This window comes from Stenotrophomonas sp. PA-6-5C, assembly GCF_021605635.1.
GTDB lineage: Bacteria > Pseudomonadota > Gammaproteobacteria > Xanthomonadales > Xanthomonadaceae > Stenotrophomonas > Stenotrophomonas lactitubi.
The window spans coordinates 1-15506 of record NZ_WKEE01000081.1; the positions used below are offsets into that span (position 1 = coordinate 1).

Here is a 15506-nt window from a genome sequence, read left to right on the forward strand (position 1 = left end):
ACGCTATTGTCCCCGATTCACGCCCCCTCGCCCACCGCTGCGATCGCCCGCTGCGCTCGCCGGGCATGGCCCGGCGCTACCCACGAATCGCGCGACGCCCCGGTAGCGCCGGGCCATGCCCGGCGAGCGCGAAGCGCGGCGCGTGGCGATCATTCCTCTTCTTCTTCCGGCACTTCATCCGCATTGAGCGTGCGCGCCTTGCGCTTGGGCGCGGTGAACGGCGTCGGCGTCGGCACACCCGGCAGCGCGGTACCGAACACCATGTGTGCGCCGGCACGCAGGTTGCCGCCGGCCATTTCCAGTTCGAAGCGCTCGGCGTCGCGCTCGCGGATCTGCTCGGCGATTTCGCGGGCGTCGTCTTCCTCCGCACCCAGTTCCACCAGCGCGGCCTGCCCGAACAGCAGCGCCGACTCGAAGGTTTCGCGGATCTGGAAGTCCACACCGGCATGGATCAGCCGCAGCGAATGCTCGCGGTCGAACGAGCGCACCAGCAGCTTGGCCTGCGGGAACTGATGGGCCACCAGCTCGACGATGCGGTCGGCATCCTCGGCATTGTTCACGCACACCGCCACCGCCCGCGCACTGCCCGCGCCGGAGGCATGCAGCACGTCCAAGCGGGTGCCGTCTCCGTAATAGATCTTGAAACCGAAGCGCTCGGCGTTGTGGATCATCTCCACATCGTTGTCGATGATGGTCACGTCCACGTCGCGGGCCAGCAGCGACTGGCTGGCCACCTGGCCGAAGCGGCCGAAGCCGATCAGCAGCACGCTGCCGGACAGGCCATCGGCGGTATCCACGCCTTCCAGGCTGACGGTCGGCTTCGGCGCCACGCGCTTGTAGACCAGCACCACCAGCGGCGTCAGCGCCATCGACAGCACCACCACGGCGGTGAAGTTGGCATTGATGTCCAGGCTGATCACGCCGGCGCTCGCAGCGGCCGAGAACAGCACGAAGGCGAACTCGCCGCCTTGGGCCATCAGCACGCCACGGTCCAGCGCCTGCGCATGGTCGCTGCCCATCAGTCGCGCCACCACGTAGATGCACAGCGCTTTGGCCGCCATCAGCGCGACCACCAGGCCGAGGATCATCGGCCAGTTGCCGGCCACCACGCCCAGGTCCAGCGCCATGCCCACGCTGAGGAAGAACAGGCCCAGCAGGATGCCGCGGAACGGTTCGATGTCCGCTTCGATCTGGTGGCGGAAGGTCGATTCGCTCAGCAGCACGCCGGCCAGAAACGCGCCCATCGCCATCGACAGGCCGGACAGCTGCATCAGCAGCGCCGCGCCCAGCACCACCAGCAGTGCGGCGGCGGTCATCACCTCGCGCGCCTTCGATTCGGCCAGCACGCGGAACAGCGGATTGAGCAGGAAGCGTCCGACCAGCACCAGGCCGACGATGGCGCCCACGCCGATGGCTACCGACATCCAGCGCGAGCCCTCGCCGTCGGCGCTGCCGGCGGCCGGCGCCATCCACGCGACAAGCGCCAGCAGCGGCACGATCAACAGGTCTTCGAACAACAGGATCGAAACGATCTTCTGCCCCGACGGCAGCGCGATGTCGCCGCGCTCGGCCAGCAGCTGCATCACCACTGCGGTGGAGGTCAGCACGAAACCGGTGGCGCCGATGAAAGCGATCTGCCACGGCAGCCCGAACAGCTTGGCGATGCTGGTCAGCACCAGCGCGCAGGTGACGATCTGCAGCGTGCCCAGCCCGAAGATTTCCTTGCGCAGGCTCCACAGGTGCGAGGGCCGCATCTCCAGGCCGATGACGAACAGGAACATGACCACGCCGAGTTCGGCAGTATGCAGGATCGCCTGCGGGTCGGAGAACCAGCCGAGCCCGAACGGGCCGATCGCCAGGCCGGCGGCGAAGTAGCCCAGCACCGAGCCCAGGCCGAGCCGACGGAACAGCGGCACCATCACCACCGCTGCGCCCAACAGGGCGACGACCTTGACCAGCTCGCTGGTCGCTGCTTCTACCGCCATGCGGTGGGTTCCCCGGAAATCGAAATCGGCCTCAACGATAGAGCAACACCGATGACGGCAATAGCATGTACGTTGCGTTTTATTGTCTTGGAGATGGAACGATCACGGGATTGTCCCCGCACATCATCCTGAAACCGTGCGCGCGCTTCGGTAGGTGCCAACCTTGGCTGGCACAATCCCGAAGCCATGACCGGTAGAGCCGAGCCCACGCTCGGCTGATTCTGGCCTCAGCGCGAAGAGCAGCCGAGCGTAGGCTCGGCTCTACAGTAGATCCACGCCATGCGTGGATGAGGCCCAACCGGGTTCGCCCACCCCAGTAGATCCACGCCATGCGTGGATGAGGCCCAACCGGGTTCGCCCACCCAGTAGATCCACGCCATGCGTGGATGATGCCCCGACGCGGTTCACCCACCCCGACAAAACGCGGCGTAATCGATGTACCCGGGGAACGGGATACCCGGCGCGCACACCGGGCACTGCGGGTCCGGCCCGATCCCGGTCTCACGGAAACGCATGCCCAGCGCATCAAAGCGCAGCAGGCGCCCCACCAGCGGCTCGCCGATGCCCAGCAGCAGCTTCAGCACCTCGGTGGCCTGCAGCACCCCGGCCAAGCCCGGCAGCACGCCCAGCACACCCGCCTCGGAGCAGTTGGGCGCGAACTCCGGCGGCGGCGGCTCCGGAAACAGGCAGCGGTAGCACGGCGCCACGCCACGCTGGCGACCGGCATCGAACACGCTCACCTGGCCGTCGAAGCGCTCGATGGCGGCGTAGACCATGGGCTTGGCGTGCTTGATGCAGGCGTCGTTGAGCAGGTAGCGCAGCGGGAAGTTGTCCGAACCGTCCAGCACCACGTCGACATCCTGCAACAGGCGGTCCACGTTCTCCGAGGTCACCCGCTCGGGCACGGCCTCGACCTCGATGGACGGGTTCAATGCCAGCAGCCGCTCACGCGCCGAATCCACCTTCAACTGGCCGACGCTGGCCTCGGTATGCACGATCTGCCGATGCAGGTTGCTGCGCTCGACACGGTCGTGGTCGGCGAAACGCAGGTGCCCTACCCCGGCCGCCGCCAGATAGAAGCCGGCCGGTGCACCCAGCCCGCCCGCGCCCAGCACCAGCACCCGGGACTGCTGCAGCCGACGTTGGCCCGCCTCGCCTACCTGCGGCAGCAGCAGATGGCGCGAATAGCGGTCGTAGAAATCGCGGTCTGCGGCGCTGGTCAGCGGCTGCACCAGCGGCAGCGACAACTCACGCCAGGCCACGGTGCCGCCAGCGACGGAGCTCACGTTCGGGTAGCCCGCATCCAGCAGCGCCTGCGCCGCATCGGCCGAGCGCTTGCCGCTCTGGCAGATCAGCAGGATCTCCTGTTCCGGCCGCGGCAGGTGCGCGGCCGCGTCAGCCAGCAGCTCGCCCTTGGCGACGCCGCGCGCGCCTTCGGCCATGCCGCCGGCCCGCTCATGCGCCTCGCGCACGTCGATCAGCACCGCGCCATGGGCCACGCGCGCACGCGCCTGCTCGGGGGAAATCTCTGGAATGCTCATGCCCGCATTATCACGCAGGCCACGCCTACCCGCCTTGACCAGAATCTGTAGAGCCGAGCCCGTGCTCGGCTGACGCGTGCAGCGCGTCCGCGGTTGACGTGCGAAAAGCAGCCGAGCACGGGCTCGGCTCTACAGGACCATCGCAAACGGGGGGTAGCGCCAGCCCATGGGCCACAACGAAAAAGGCAGCCCTGCGGCCGCCTTTTCGTGGATCACTTGCCCTTGACGTGCTTCATCAAGCGCCGCTTGGCCTTGACCTGCCGTTCGGTCAGCACGTTCTTCTTGCCCTCGTACGGGTTGGCACCCTCGCGGAAGATGAACTGCACCGGCGTACCGATCAGCTTGAAGCGCTTGCGGAAGAAGTTCTCCAGGTAGCGCTTGTACGACTCCTGCAGTTCCTTCAGGCGGGTGCCGTGCACGATGAAGGTCGGCGGGTTGGCGCCGGCCGGGTGCACGTAACGCAGCTTGGAGACGTGGCCGCGGATGGTCGGCGGCGGGTTGGTCTCGTAGGCCACTTCCAGCGCCTTGTTCACTTCGCTGGTGGTGAAGGTCTTGTTCGCCGATTCGTGCGCGCGGTGCACCGCACGGAACAGCTCGCGCAGGCCCGAGCCATGCTTGGCCGAGATGCGCACGGACTCGGCCCACGGTACGAAGCCCAAGCGCAGCGACAGCATCGTTTCCGCCTGCTCACGCTGGTAGTCGGTCAGGCCGTCCCACTTGTTGATCGCGATCACCAGCGCGCGGCCGGCATCCAGCACGGCGCCGAGCACGGTGGCGTCCTGGTCGGTCACGCCTTCGGTGGCGTCGAGCATCAGCACGGCTACCTGGCACTGCTCGATCGACTGCATGGTCTTGACCACCGAGAACTTCTCGACGACCTCGTCCACGCGCGAACGGCGACGCAGGCCGGCGGTGTCGATCAGGCGGTACTCGCGACCGTCACGCTCCAGGTCCACCGAGATCGAATCGCGGGTGGTGCCCGGCACGTCCGAGGCGATCATGCGCTCTTCGCCGAGGATGCGGTTGACCAGGGTCGACTTGCCCACGTTCGGGCGGCCGACGAAGGCGATGCGCACGCGGTTCGGATCGTTGTCCAGCTCTTCGCCGCTGCCCTCTTCCGGCAGGCGCTGGATGACCTCGTCCAGCAGGTCGTCCAGGCCCTGGCGGTGGGCGGCCGACACGGTCAGCATCTCGCTGAAGCCGTAGCGGGCGAACTCCGAACGCACGGTGTCCTCGTCGGTGCCGTCGATCTTGTTGATCAGCAGCAGCGTCGGGCGCGACAGCTTGCGCAGCCAGGCCAGGATCTCATCGTCCATCGCCGAGGTGCCCTCGCGGGCATCAACGACAAACAGGATCAGGTCAGCTTCGCCAGCGGCAGCGCGGGCCTGGCGCGTGGTAGCGCCAGCCAGGCCTTCTTCTTCCTCTGCGATGCCGCCGGTATCGACGACGAGGAAATGGTTGTCCTCGTCAAGCCGGCAGACGCCATAGTTGCGGTCCCGGGTGACGCCGGGCTGGTCATGGACCAGGGCGTCACGGGTTCGGGTCAGTGCATTGAATATGGTCGACTTGCCGACATTCGGCCGTCCAACCAGGGCGACCAAAGGCAGCATCGCGATTACTCCGTATTAATTTGCCAACCGGAATGCGGTCAGCTTGCCATCAACGTTCTGCACCAGCAGCACCCCATCGACGACGATTGGCTGGGCCAGAAGCGCATCACCGCCGCTTTTCGCCCGCGCCGCCATCGCGCCATCGGAGGCCTGCAGCCAATGCAGGTATCCCTTGTAGTCACCGACCACCACGTAGTCGCCGTGCAGCGCCGGACCGGTCAGCGAGCGCCGGGCCAGTGCGGTCTGCGACCACATCGCCGCGCCGCTGGCCTTGTCCAGGCCGAATACGCCGCCCTTGTTGTCGGTAACGAAAACATTGCCCGAAGACACCGCCACACCGCCGGCACCGCCATGGTCACGCGCCCACAGCGGGCGACCGGTCGGGCCTTCGATGGCCATGGTCTGGTTCTTGAAGCTGCTCACGAACAGCGTATTGCCGTCGAGCACCGGGGCGCCATCGACGTCGGCCATGCGGTCCAGCTCGGTACGGCCTTCGCCGGTGCCGACGTTCTGGTCCCACAGCGTGCGGCCGTCCTGCATGGCCAGCGCAGCGACGCTGCCCTCGTCCTTGCCGATGAACAGCACGCCCGGACCGGTCACCACCGCCGCGTTGCCGCGCACGGTCAGCGCCGGCAGCTCGCTTGGGTTGAACCACTTCTGGGTGCCGTTGCCGGCATCGAACGCGGTGACGCGACCGTCATTGCTGCGCACGAAGACCATGCCCTGGGCAATGGCCGGCGCGGCGATGACTTCGTTCGGCACGCGTGCGCGCCACTTCTCGCTGCCATCGTTGATGTCCAGCGCGATCACCTGGCCATCGAGGGTACCGATGACCACCAGGTTCTCACCGACGCCCGGACCACCGGACAGCCGCAGCTTGGCCTTCTTCTTTTCCTTCTTCGGCTCCCAGGTCCAGACCTTCTTGCCGGTCTGCAGGTCGATGGCGTGCACGCCACCGGTGATCGCCGCGGCGAACACGTGGCCATTGGCCACTGCCGGGCCCTGGCGTACGCCGATGCGGCGCTCGCCCTTGCCGAGGTTGACCGACCAGGCCTTGTTGACCTTCAGGGTCGGCTCGAACTTGACCAGTTCAGCCGGCTCCTGTGCCTTCTTCGCTGCTGCGTCCTTGCCGGCGAACCAGCCCTTCATGGTGCTACAACCGGACAGCGCCATACCGAGCAGGAGTACGGTGGCGACGCGCGTGATCATGACCTTCTGACTCATCAAACCGACTCCGCAGGGGCGGCGACGGTGCCGCCGGCGTCCATAACCTTGGTTTCCAGCAGGCGCCGCTGCGGCGCTGCCACGTCCAGCGTCTTCAGCGCCTTCTCATACTGTTCGCGGGCCGCGTCACGCTTGCCCTGCGCCATCAGCGCATCGCCATGGATTTCCAGGCTGCTGCTGTCGGTGGCGCTGCCCAGCAGCTTGATCGCTTCATCGCCCTTGCCGGTCGCCACCAGCAGGCGTGCCACGCGCTGGTCGACCACGCGCTGCAGGTCACCTTCGACCTTCACCGCGCGCAGGGTAGCCAGCGCTTCTTCATTCTTGCCCGCATCGACCTGGGCCTTGGCCAGCTGCAGCGCAGCCAGATCGCCATAGATGCTGGACGGGCCAGCCTCCAGCGCCTTGACCGCCTTGGCCGCGTCATCGAGCTTGTTTGCCTGCAGACCCACCAGGGCCTTCTGGTACTCGACATTGGCCGAGGCCAGCTTGCCGCCCTGGTCCTTCTGGTACCACTGCCAGCCGGCAATGGCACCGATGGCGATGACTACGCCACCGAGGATGCTGGCACCATTCTTCCGCAGCCAGCTGCGGACGCGTTCACTTTGTTCGTGCTCGTCGAGCAGGTCGTCGATCGCCATGCGTACTCTCGCCCCGCCCGTCGGGAGGGACCATTGGGATTAATCGAAGGTGGTGAAACCGCGCCTCAGTGCGAAACCGGGACTACGGAGCCTTCAGAGGATACCTGAAAGCGTGCCACGTTGGCTCGCTGGTAGGGCGTCAGATCGACGATAGCGCCGTTCTGCTGAACCTGGACCGCCGAGGCGTTGCCCAGGGTGACCCGGGCCACCTGGCCGGGAGTGAAGCTGCGGGTCTCGCCCGCCTTGATCAGCGCTTTCTCGACACTGCCGCCATCCGGACCGGCGATGTCGACCCAGCTGTCGCCGCTGAACTGCATGTCCAGGTTGGCGGCAGCGGCCGGCGCAGCGCGGGGCACCGGGGCCAGCGAAGCGACGTAAGGGGTAGCGGTCGGCTTGACGACGGGCGCGGCCGCCACTTCGGCCGGCGCGGCAGCGGCAGACCCGGGACCGGCCGGGGTAACCGTTACGGCGGCCGGGATCACGTCCAGCGAGGCGGTGTTCGGCGAGGGCGAGGTGCCATCGAAGTGGCCACGGGTGGCGAACCAGACCGGGACGGCCAGTACGGCGGTGATGCCGACATACAGCACACGCCGGCCGAGATTCTCGGCGATGCGGCGCGCACGTGGGGTATGAGTGTGGCTGACCAGGGTCGGCGGAACCACCGGGCCAACCTGGGCCTGCTCCAGCAGTTCGCTGACGTCGACCCCGAGCAGGCGGGCATAGCTGCGCAGCTGGCCGCGCACGAACACCGGCGCACCGAGCTTCTGCCACTGCTCCTGTTCGAGCGACTTCACCACTTGCACCGGCATGCGCAGGCGCTGGCCGACGTCTTCGAGGGTCAGTCCGGCGGCCTCGCGGGCCTGGCGCAGGCGGGTGCCGCAGCCGGCCACAGTCTCGAGATCGCTCACAGTCTGGTCATCAATCACAATGCATCAACCCTGGAGTTAGGAGCCCGCGTCCTGCGGAAATTCCTGTCGAATCCGCTGAAGATAGCGATCAGATGCTGCCTGATCACCCAGCCGCGCCTCGATTTGAGACGCAAGTTGTAACACGGAACGCGTGGCCGGTGCAGCCGCAATCCTACGTTCGGCGAAGGCGCGGGCCTCCATGAACTGGCCGCGACGGAAGCTCAGCTGGGCCATTGCCTCCAGCGCGACCGGGTTGTTTGGCACCTGCGCCAAGGCCGCACGCAGGTTGCGTTCGGCGCGATCCATCTGGCCAGCGTCCAACGCACAGCTGCCGGCATTGGCCTGCGCCTCGGCCGGCGTGGTGTAGCTGGGCGCCTGCAGCGCACGGTCGAACCAGGCCAGCGACTCGGCGGCCTTGCCGTTCTGGCACAGCCAGGCGCCATAATTATTGAGTACATCACCCCGCTGCGGCGCCAGCTCGGCGGCCCGGCGGAAGCCTTCCCCCGCCTGCCGGGTGCGGCCACGCTGATCGTCGATGCCGGCCAGCAGCACCAGTGCATCGGGGTCGGCAGGGGCCAGCTTGATCGCGTCACGCGTCTTGCGCTCGGCCGCATCGAGGTTGCCGCTCTGCATGTCGCGGACGGCCAGAGCGAGCAGATCCGCCGCCCGGACCTGGCGACGAACGCCTTCAGGATCGCGGACCGAATAGACCGTCGCCTGGCTGGGGCCCAGCTTGGCTTTGGGTTGCGATTTGCAAGCGGTGACCGAGAGGGCCAGCACGCCTGCAAGCAGCGCCAGCCAGAAGCGGTCAGGCAGCAGCATCGCTCCCCTTCCCCGCCTGCAGTGTCTTGTTGAACTCAGCCTGGCGGCGGGTGCGATCCATCACCTGGCCCTTGAGCTGGCCACAGGCAGCGTCGATGTCGTCGCCACGGGTGCGGCGCACCATGGTCAGCACCTTCGCGTCGAGCAGGATCTTCTGGAAGGCACGGATATGCGCTTCTTCGGAACGCTCGTAGCGCGTCCCCGGGAAGGGATTGAACGGAATCAGGTTGACCTTGCCCGAGTGCGACGCCTGCACGGCGTTGTCGAACTGGCGCATCAGCCGCGCCAGTTGCCGGGCATGCTCGGGCTGGTCGTTGATGCCCTTCATCAGGGTGTATTCAAAGGTCACCGACTCGCGGCGCTTGTTGGCGCGCAGGTAGCGTGCGCACGATGCCATCAGCTCGGCGATCGGGTACTTCTTGTTGAGCGGGACCAGCGTCTCGCGCAGCGCATCGTCGGCCGCGTGCAGCGACACTGCCAGCGACACGTCGCTTTCGGCGGACAGGCGGTCGATCTGCGGCACCAGGCCGGAGGTCGACAGGGTCACGCGCTTGTTGGCCAGGCCGTAGCCCAGGTCGTCGCGCATCACGCTCATGGCGCGCACGACGTTGTCGAAATTCATCAACGGCTCGCCCATGCCCATCATCACCACGTTGGTGAGACGACGCTGCTTGTGCGGGATGTTGCCCAGATGACGCGCAGCGACCCATACCTGGCCGATGATCTCGGCAGTGGAGAGGTTGCGGTTGAAGCCCTGGGTGGCGGTGGAACAGAACGTGCAGTTCAGCGCGCAGCCCACCTGCGAAGACACGCACAGGGTGCCGCGGTTCTTGTCCGGAATGTAGACCGCCTCGATGGCGTTCTTGCCATCGGTGCCCATCGCCAGCAGCCACTTGTGGGTGCCGTCGGCGGAGGGCTTGTCGAACACGATGTTGGGGACGCGGACCTCGGCGTGCTGGTGCAGCTTGGCACGCAGCGCCTTGCCCAGGTCGGTCATCTCATCGAAATCGGTGACGTAGTGATGGTGGATCCACTTCATCACCTGATGGGCGCGGTAGCGCGCTTCGCCGAGAGTCTCGGCGAAGAAGCGCTCCAGACCCTCGCGATCGAGGTCGAGCAGATTCTGCTTTGCCACAACCGGACCCGCAACGAGTACGGAAGGGATGGCGGTTGGCTGTACGACCTCGTTCACGGCATCACTCTCAGCGCGAAACGACTTCGGTGGCGGCGAAGAAGTAGGCGATTTCGATCGCGGCGTTCTCGACCGAGTCCGAGCCGTGGGCGGCATTGGCATCGATGGATTCGGCGAAGTCGGCGCGGATGGTGCCCGCAGCGGCTTCCTTCGGATTGGTGGCGCCCAGCAGGTCGCGGTGGGCCAGGACGGCGTTCTCGCCTTCCAGGGCCTGGATCATCACCGGGCCGGAGATCATGAACTCGACCAGTGCGTTGAAGAACGGACGCTCGCGGTGCACGGCGTAGAAGCCTTCGGCTTCACGGCGCGACAGCTGCTTGTACTTGGCGGCCACGACCTTCAGGCCAGCCTTTTCAAAGCGGGCGTAGATTTCGCCGATGACGTTCTTGGCAACGGCGTCCGGCTTGATGATCGAAAGGGTGCGCTCCAGCGCCATGGGATGTCTCCAATGGAATCGGGCCGCTGATGGCCCGAAGGGTAACAAAAAAAAAGCCGCGTCGAAACGCGGGCTTAGCCTGATAAACGTGGGCGGATTGTAAAAGATAAAGTCCGTGCGTGGTAGAGGGCCGTGCGGCCCTCCTGTAGAGCCGAGCCCATGCTCGGCTGGCCTTTGGGCCGAAGAGCAGCCGAGCATGGGCTCGGCTCTACAGGTTCAGGTCCGCCCATTCACCCACCTGAGCTGATTCTGACCGGCCCGAGCATTTTTGCTGCACTGCAAAATGCCATACGCTACCGTCTGGTTCTAGTATCAAACAATCGTTTGATTAAGGTCTGCCCGCCCGATGGCCAAGCCCGCCCACTTCTCGACCAAGGACCGGATCCTCGGCGCCGCCGAGGAGCTGTTCGCCCAGCACGGCTTTGCCGGCACCTCGCTGCGCCAGGTCACCAGCCAGGCCGACGTCAACATCGCTGCGGTGAACTACCACTTCGGCTCCAAGGAAAACCTGGTCAACGAGGTCTTCCGCCGCCGCATGGACGAGATGACCGGCGCCCGCCTGGCCCAGCTCGAGCGCGCCCGCAACGAACACCCCGGGCAACTGCGGCCGGTGCTGGCTGCCTTCGTCGAGCCGGCCCTGGCACTGGCCCAGGACCGCCAGAACGGCGGCGCCTTCGTCCGCGTGATCGCCCGCGCCTACGCCGAAAAGAACGACAACCTGCGCAAGTTCCTGTCCGACCACTATGGCCACGTGCTGCGTGCGTTCGGCAAGGCCATCGCCGAATGCGTGCCGGACCTGAGCAAGGAAGAGCTCTATTGGCGCCTGGACTTCCTGGCCGGCTCGCTGACGTATGCCATGGCCGATTTCGGGCTGATCAAGCGACCCGCCGGTGTCACCGAAACGGCGCATCGTGCCCATGCCGCGCATGAACTGATCCATTTCGCCGAGGCCGGATTCCGCGCCGCCGCCCGCAGCGGCAGCGCCCTGCCCGCCTCCATTGATTCCACCCAGTAACTGCTGACCAACAAAGGCCCTACACCATGTCCAATTCCCTGCTAGTCCGCCGCGCCGCCGTGCTGGGTGCCGGCGTCATGGGTGCCCAGATCGCCGCCCACCTCACCAATGCCGGCGTCGACACCGTGCTGTTCGACCTGCCTGCCAAGGAAGGTCCGGCCGATGGCATCGTGCTGAAGTCGATCGCCAACCTCGGCAAGCTGAGCCCGGCGCCGCTGGCCAGCAAGTCGCTGGCCGAAGCCATCACCCCGGCCAACTACGAGACCGGCCTGGAACAGCTGAAAGACTGCGACCTGATCATCGAGGCCATCGCCGAGCGCATGGACTGGAAGCAGGACCTGTACAAGAAGATTGCGCCGTTCGTGGCCGACCACGCCGTGCTGGCCTCCAACACCTCGGGCCTGGGCATCAACAAGCTGGCCGACGTGCTGCCGGAACAGCTGCGCCACCGCTTCTGTGGCGTGCACTTCTTCAACCCGCCGCGCTACATGCACCTGGCCGAGCTGATTCCGGCCACCACCACCGACGCCAGCGTGCTGGAAGGCCTGGAAGCATTCCTGGTCACCACCCTGGGCAAGGGCGTGGTGTACGCCAAGGACACCCCGAACTTCATCGGCAACCGCATCGGCGTGTTCTCGATCCTGTCCACCATCCACCACACCCAGCAGTTCGGCCTGGGCTTTGACGAAGTGGACGGCCTGACCGGCCCGCTGGTCGGCCGCCCGAAGTCGGCCACCTACCGCACCTCCGACGTGGTCGGCCTGGACACCATGGCCCACGTCATCAAGACCATGGGCGATACCCTGCCGAACGACCCGTGGCATGAATTCTTCAAGTCGCCGAAGTGGCTGGATGCGCTGATTTCCAAGGGTGCACTGGGCCAGAAGACCGGCGCCGGCATCTTCCGCAAGGTCGGCAAGGACATCGTGGTGCTGGACCTGGAAAAGCAGGACTACCGTCCGGCTGACCGCGCCGCCGCACCGGAAGTGGTCGAGATCCTGAAGATCAAGAACCCGGCCGAGAAGTTCGCCAAGCTGCGCGAGAGCCAGCATCCGCAGGCGCAGTTCCTGTGGGCGACCTTCCGCGATCTGTTCCACTACAGCGCCTACCACCTGGCCGACATCGCCGAGACCGCGCGCGACGTCGACCTGGCCATCCGCTGGGGCTACGGCTGGTCGCTGGGCCCGTTCGAAACCTGGCAGGCCGCCGGCTGGAAGCAGGTCGCGCAGTGGATCGCCGACGACATCGTCGCCGGCAAGAGCATGAGCAACGCCCCGCTGCCGGATTGGGTGTTCGATGGCCGCGACGGTGTGCACGCCGCCGAGGGCAGCTACAGCCCGTCGCGCAACGCCAAGCTGCCGCGTTCGTCGCTGCCGGTGTACCAGCGCCAGCGCTTCCCGGATCCGCTGCTGGGCGAGAAGTTCGCGCCGGGCGAGACCGTGTTCGAGAACGACGGCCTGCGCATGTGGCACGACGGTGATGGCATCGCCGTGGTCAGCTTCAAGACCAAGATGAACACCGTGTCCGACCACGTGCTGGACGGCCTGCAGGAGTGCGTCACGCGCGCCGAGAAGGACTTCCAGGGCCTGGTGATCTGGCAGCAGAAGGAGCCCTTCTCCGCCGGTGCCGACCTGGCCGGTGCGCTCGGCCTGCTGCAGGCCGGCAAGGTCGACCAGTTCGAGGAAATGGTGCACAACTTCCAGCGCACCAGCCAGCGCATCAAGTACTCGCTGGTGCCGGTGGTGGCTGCGGTGCGTGGCCTGGCCCTGGGTGGCGGTTGCGAATTCCAGATGCACAGCGCCAAGACCGTGGCCTTCCTGGAAAGCTACATCGGCCTGGTCGAAGCCGGCGTCGGCCTGCTGCCGGCCGGTGGTGGCCTGAAGGAACTGGCCGTGCGCGCCTCGCAGGCCGCAGGCCCGGGCGGTGACGTGTTCGCCGAACTGAAGAAGACCTTCGAGACCGTGGCGATGGCCAAGGTGTCCAACTCGGCGGTCAACGCCCAGGAACTGGGCCTGCTGCGCAGCACCGACAAGGTGGTGTTCAACAGCTACGAGGCGCTGTACATCGCCAAGGCCGAAGCACGTGCGCTGGCCGAAGCGGGCTACCGTCCGCCGCTGCCGGCACGCCGCATCCAGGTGGCCGGTGACGTCGGCATCGCGACCTTCAAGATGATGCTGGTCAACATGCTGGAAGGCCGCTTCATCAGCCCGTACGACTACGAGATCGCCGAGCGCATCGCCACCGTGCTGTGCGGCGGCAAGGTCGACCGCGGCACCCTGGTCGATGAAGAGTGGCTGCTGACCCTGGAGCGCAAGCACTTCGTCGAACTGGCCCAGCAGGAAAAGACCCAGGCCCGCATCGCGCACATGCTCAAGACCGGCAAGCCGCTGCGTAATTGATTGATGGTGGGTGCCGCCCCTGATTCGGGGCGGCACCGTCCCCTGCTTCTGGTAGGTGCCGACCTTGGTCGGCACGCCGGTAAAAACTCAAGAGATCACTGCAATGACCAAGCAAATCCAGGACGCCTACATCGTCGCCGCCACCCGCACCCCGGTTGGCAAGGCGCCCAAGGGCATGTTCCGCAACACCCGCCCCGATGACATGCTTGCCCACGTGCTGCGCAGCGTCGTCGCGCAGGCACCGGGCGTGGACGTCAACCGCATCGATGACGCGATCATCGGCTGTGCGATGCCGGAAGCCGAGCAGGGCATGAACGTCGCCCGCATCGGCGTGCTGCTGGCCGGCCTGCCGAACACCATAGCCGCGCAGACCGTGAACCGCTTCTGCTCCTCCGGCCTGCAGGCCGTGGCGCAGGCGGCCGACGCGATCCGCCTCGGCAATGCCGACCTGATGCTGGCCGGCGGCACCGAATCGATGTCGATGGTGCCGATGATGGGCAACAAGATCGCGATGGCCCCGAGCGTGTTCGACAACGACCACGTCGCCATCGCCTACGGCATGGGCATCACCGCCGAGAAGGTCGCTGAAGAGTGGAAGGTCTCGCGCGAAGACCAGGACGCGTTCGCCCTGGCCTCGCACCAGAAGGCCATGGCTGCCATCCAGAATGGTGACTTCAAGGACGAGATCAGCCCGTACGAGATCGTCTCGCACCAGCCCGACCTGGCCGACGGCAAGCGCATCATCACCCGCAACAAGGTGGCCGACACCGACGAAGGCCCGCGTCCGGATTCCTCCGCTGAAGGCCTGGCCAAGCTGCGCCCGGTGTTCCGCAACGGCCTGTTCGGCGGCACCGTCACCGCCGGCAACTCCTCGCAGATGAGCGATGGCGCCGGCGCGGTGCTGCTGGCGTCGGAACAGGCGATCAAGGATTACGGCCTGACCCCGCTGGCCCGTTTCGTCAGCTTCTCGGTGGCCGGCGTGCGCCCGGAAGTGATGGGCATCGGCCCGATCGCCGCGATTCCGAAGGCGCTGAAGCAGGCCGGCCTGACCCAGGACCAGCTGGACTGGATCGAGCTCAACGAAGCCTTCGCGGCCCAGTCGCTGGCGGTGATCCGCGATTGCGGCCTGGACCCGAGCAAGGTCAATCCGCTGGGCGGCGCGATCGCCCTGGGCCACCCGCTGGGTGCGACCGGTGCGATCCGTACCGCGACCCTGCTGCACGGCCTGCGTCGTCGCCAGCAGAAGTACGGCATGGTGACCATGTGCATCGGCACCGGCATGGGCGCAGCCGGCATTTTCGAGGCGCTGTAAGGTTCAAAGCGTTGCCGGCTGATTGTTGGCTGGCTGTGGGCCCGGGTGGGTGAGACTGCTCGGGACACGCCGCAAGTACATCCCTGTAGGCTTGGCAGCGGCATCCATGCCGCTGACAGTCCCGGTCAGTCTCACCCACCCGGACCACCCAACATTCCGCGCAGCGGAGGGGTGAGCAAAGGCAGTAGATCCACGCCATGCGTGGATGCTCCGGAAACGAAAAAGGCAGCCCTCGGCTGCCTTTTTTGTTTCTGCCCTGCTCTTGATTCCGCCCTTCCCGTCCGCGCCACCAGCCAACTGTCGAGAGGCGGGGGCGGGCCGCTGCAGGACCGCAGGCGCCATGGATGGCGCCTACGAGCCCCCATGGATGGGTTCACGGCGTGTCCTGCCCGTCTCTTCTACACCACTGCCGCGTCCGACGATG

At 66.4% G+C, this 15506-nt stretch carries 12 protein-coding genes; 3 read left to right on the top strand and 9 right to left on the bottom strand.

The window, feature by feature from the left end:
* Positions 1–149 precede the first annotated feature (149 nt).
* The 9 genes from GIW57_RS22305 to ndk form a co-directional block, all read right to left on the bottom strand.
* Entirely contained in the window at positions 150–1985 is a 1836-nt protein-coding gene (locus GIW57_RS22305) for a monovalent cation:proton antiporter-2 (CPA2) family protein (RefSeq protein WP_205405671.1), read from the bottom strand.
* Between the two features lie 404 nt (positions 1986–2389).
* Positions 2390–3526, bottom strand: coding sequence for a molybdopterin-synthase adenylyltransferase MoeB (moeB, locus tag GIW57_RS22310; RefSeq protein ID WP_236512929.1), 1137 nt, complete (start codon positions 3524–3526; stop codon positions 2390–2392).
* A 212-nt stretch (positions 3527–3738) separates the two neighbouring features.
* Positions 3739–5136, bottom strand: a complete 1398-nt coding sequence (gene der / locus GIW57_RS22315; RefSeq protein ID WP_025874993.1) for a ribosome biogenesis GTPase Der — start codon at positions 5134–5136, stop codon at positions 3739–3741.
* 15 nt (positions 5137–5151) lie between these two features.
* Positions 5152–6360, bottom strand: coding sequence for an outer membrane protein assembly factor BamB (gene bamB, locus GIW57_RS22320; RefSeq protein WP_236512931.1), 1209 nt, complete (start codon positions 6358–6360; stop codon positions 5152–5154).
* Entirely contained in the window at positions 6360–6998 is a 639-nt protein-coding gene (locus tag GIW57_RS22325) for a tetratricopeptide repeat protein (protein ID WP_100465102.1), read from the bottom strand. Before GIW57_RS22325 ends, bamB begins: the two co-directional genes overlap by 1 nt.
* 65 nt (positions 6999–7063) lie before the next feature.
* Complete coding sequence (locus tag GIW57_RS22330) at positions 7064–7924, bottom strand: RodZ domain-containing protein (protein ID WP_236512933.1); 861 nt, start codon at positions 7922–7924, stop codon at positions 7064–7066.
* Between the two features lie 18 nt (positions 7925–7942).
* Positions 7943–8728 (bottom strand): type IV pilus biogenesis/stability protein PilW, encoded by a 786-nt coding sequence (gene pilW / locus GIW57_RS22335; protein WP_236512935.1) that lies wholly within the window; start codon positions 8726–8728, stop codon positions 7943–7945.
* Positions 8715–9920 (bottom strand): 23S rRNA (adenine(2503)-C(2))-methyltransferase RlmN, encoded by a 1206-nt coding sequence (rlmN, locus tag GIW57_RS22340; RefSeq protein WP_089240538.1) that lies wholly within the window; start codon positions 9918–9920, stop codon positions 8715–8717. The genes pilW and rlmN overlap by 14 nt, the downstream gene beginning before the upstream one ends.
* 10 nt (positions 9921–9930) lie before the next feature.
* Positions 9931–10356, bottom strand: coding sequence for a nucleoside-diphosphate kinase (gene ndk / locus GIW57_RS22345; RefSeq protein WP_008265389.1), 426 nt, complete (start codon positions 10354–10356; stop codon positions 9931–9933).
* Positions 10357–10702: 346 nt separating this feature from the next.
* On the opposite strand from ndk, the gene GIW57_RS22350 reads away from it, so the two are divergent.
* The 3 genes from GIW57_RS22350 (at position 10703) to GIW57_RS22360 (ending at position 15082) form a co-directional block, all read left to right on the top strand.
* Positions 10703–11371 (top strand): TetR family transcriptional regulator, encoded by a 669-nt coding sequence (locus tag GIW57_RS22350; protein ID WP_229980907.1) that lies wholly within the window; start codon positions 10703–10705, stop codon positions 11369–11371.
* Between the two features lie 26 nt (positions 11372–11397).
* A complete protein-coding gene (locus GIW57_RS22355; RefSeq protein ID WP_100465090.1) occupies positions 11398–13770 on the top strand; it encodes a 3-hydroxyacyl-CoA dehydrogenase/enoyl-CoA hydratase family protein in 2373 nt (790 codons plus the stop codon).
* Positions 13771–13873: 103 nt separating this feature from the next.
* On the top strand, positions 13874–15082 hold the full coding sequence (locus tag GIW57_RS22360) for an acetyl-CoA C-acyltransferase (protein WP_236512937.1): 1209 nt from the start codon (positions 13874–13876) through the stop codon (positions 15080–15082).
* The last annotated feature ends 424 nt before the right edge of the window (positions 15083–15506 follow it).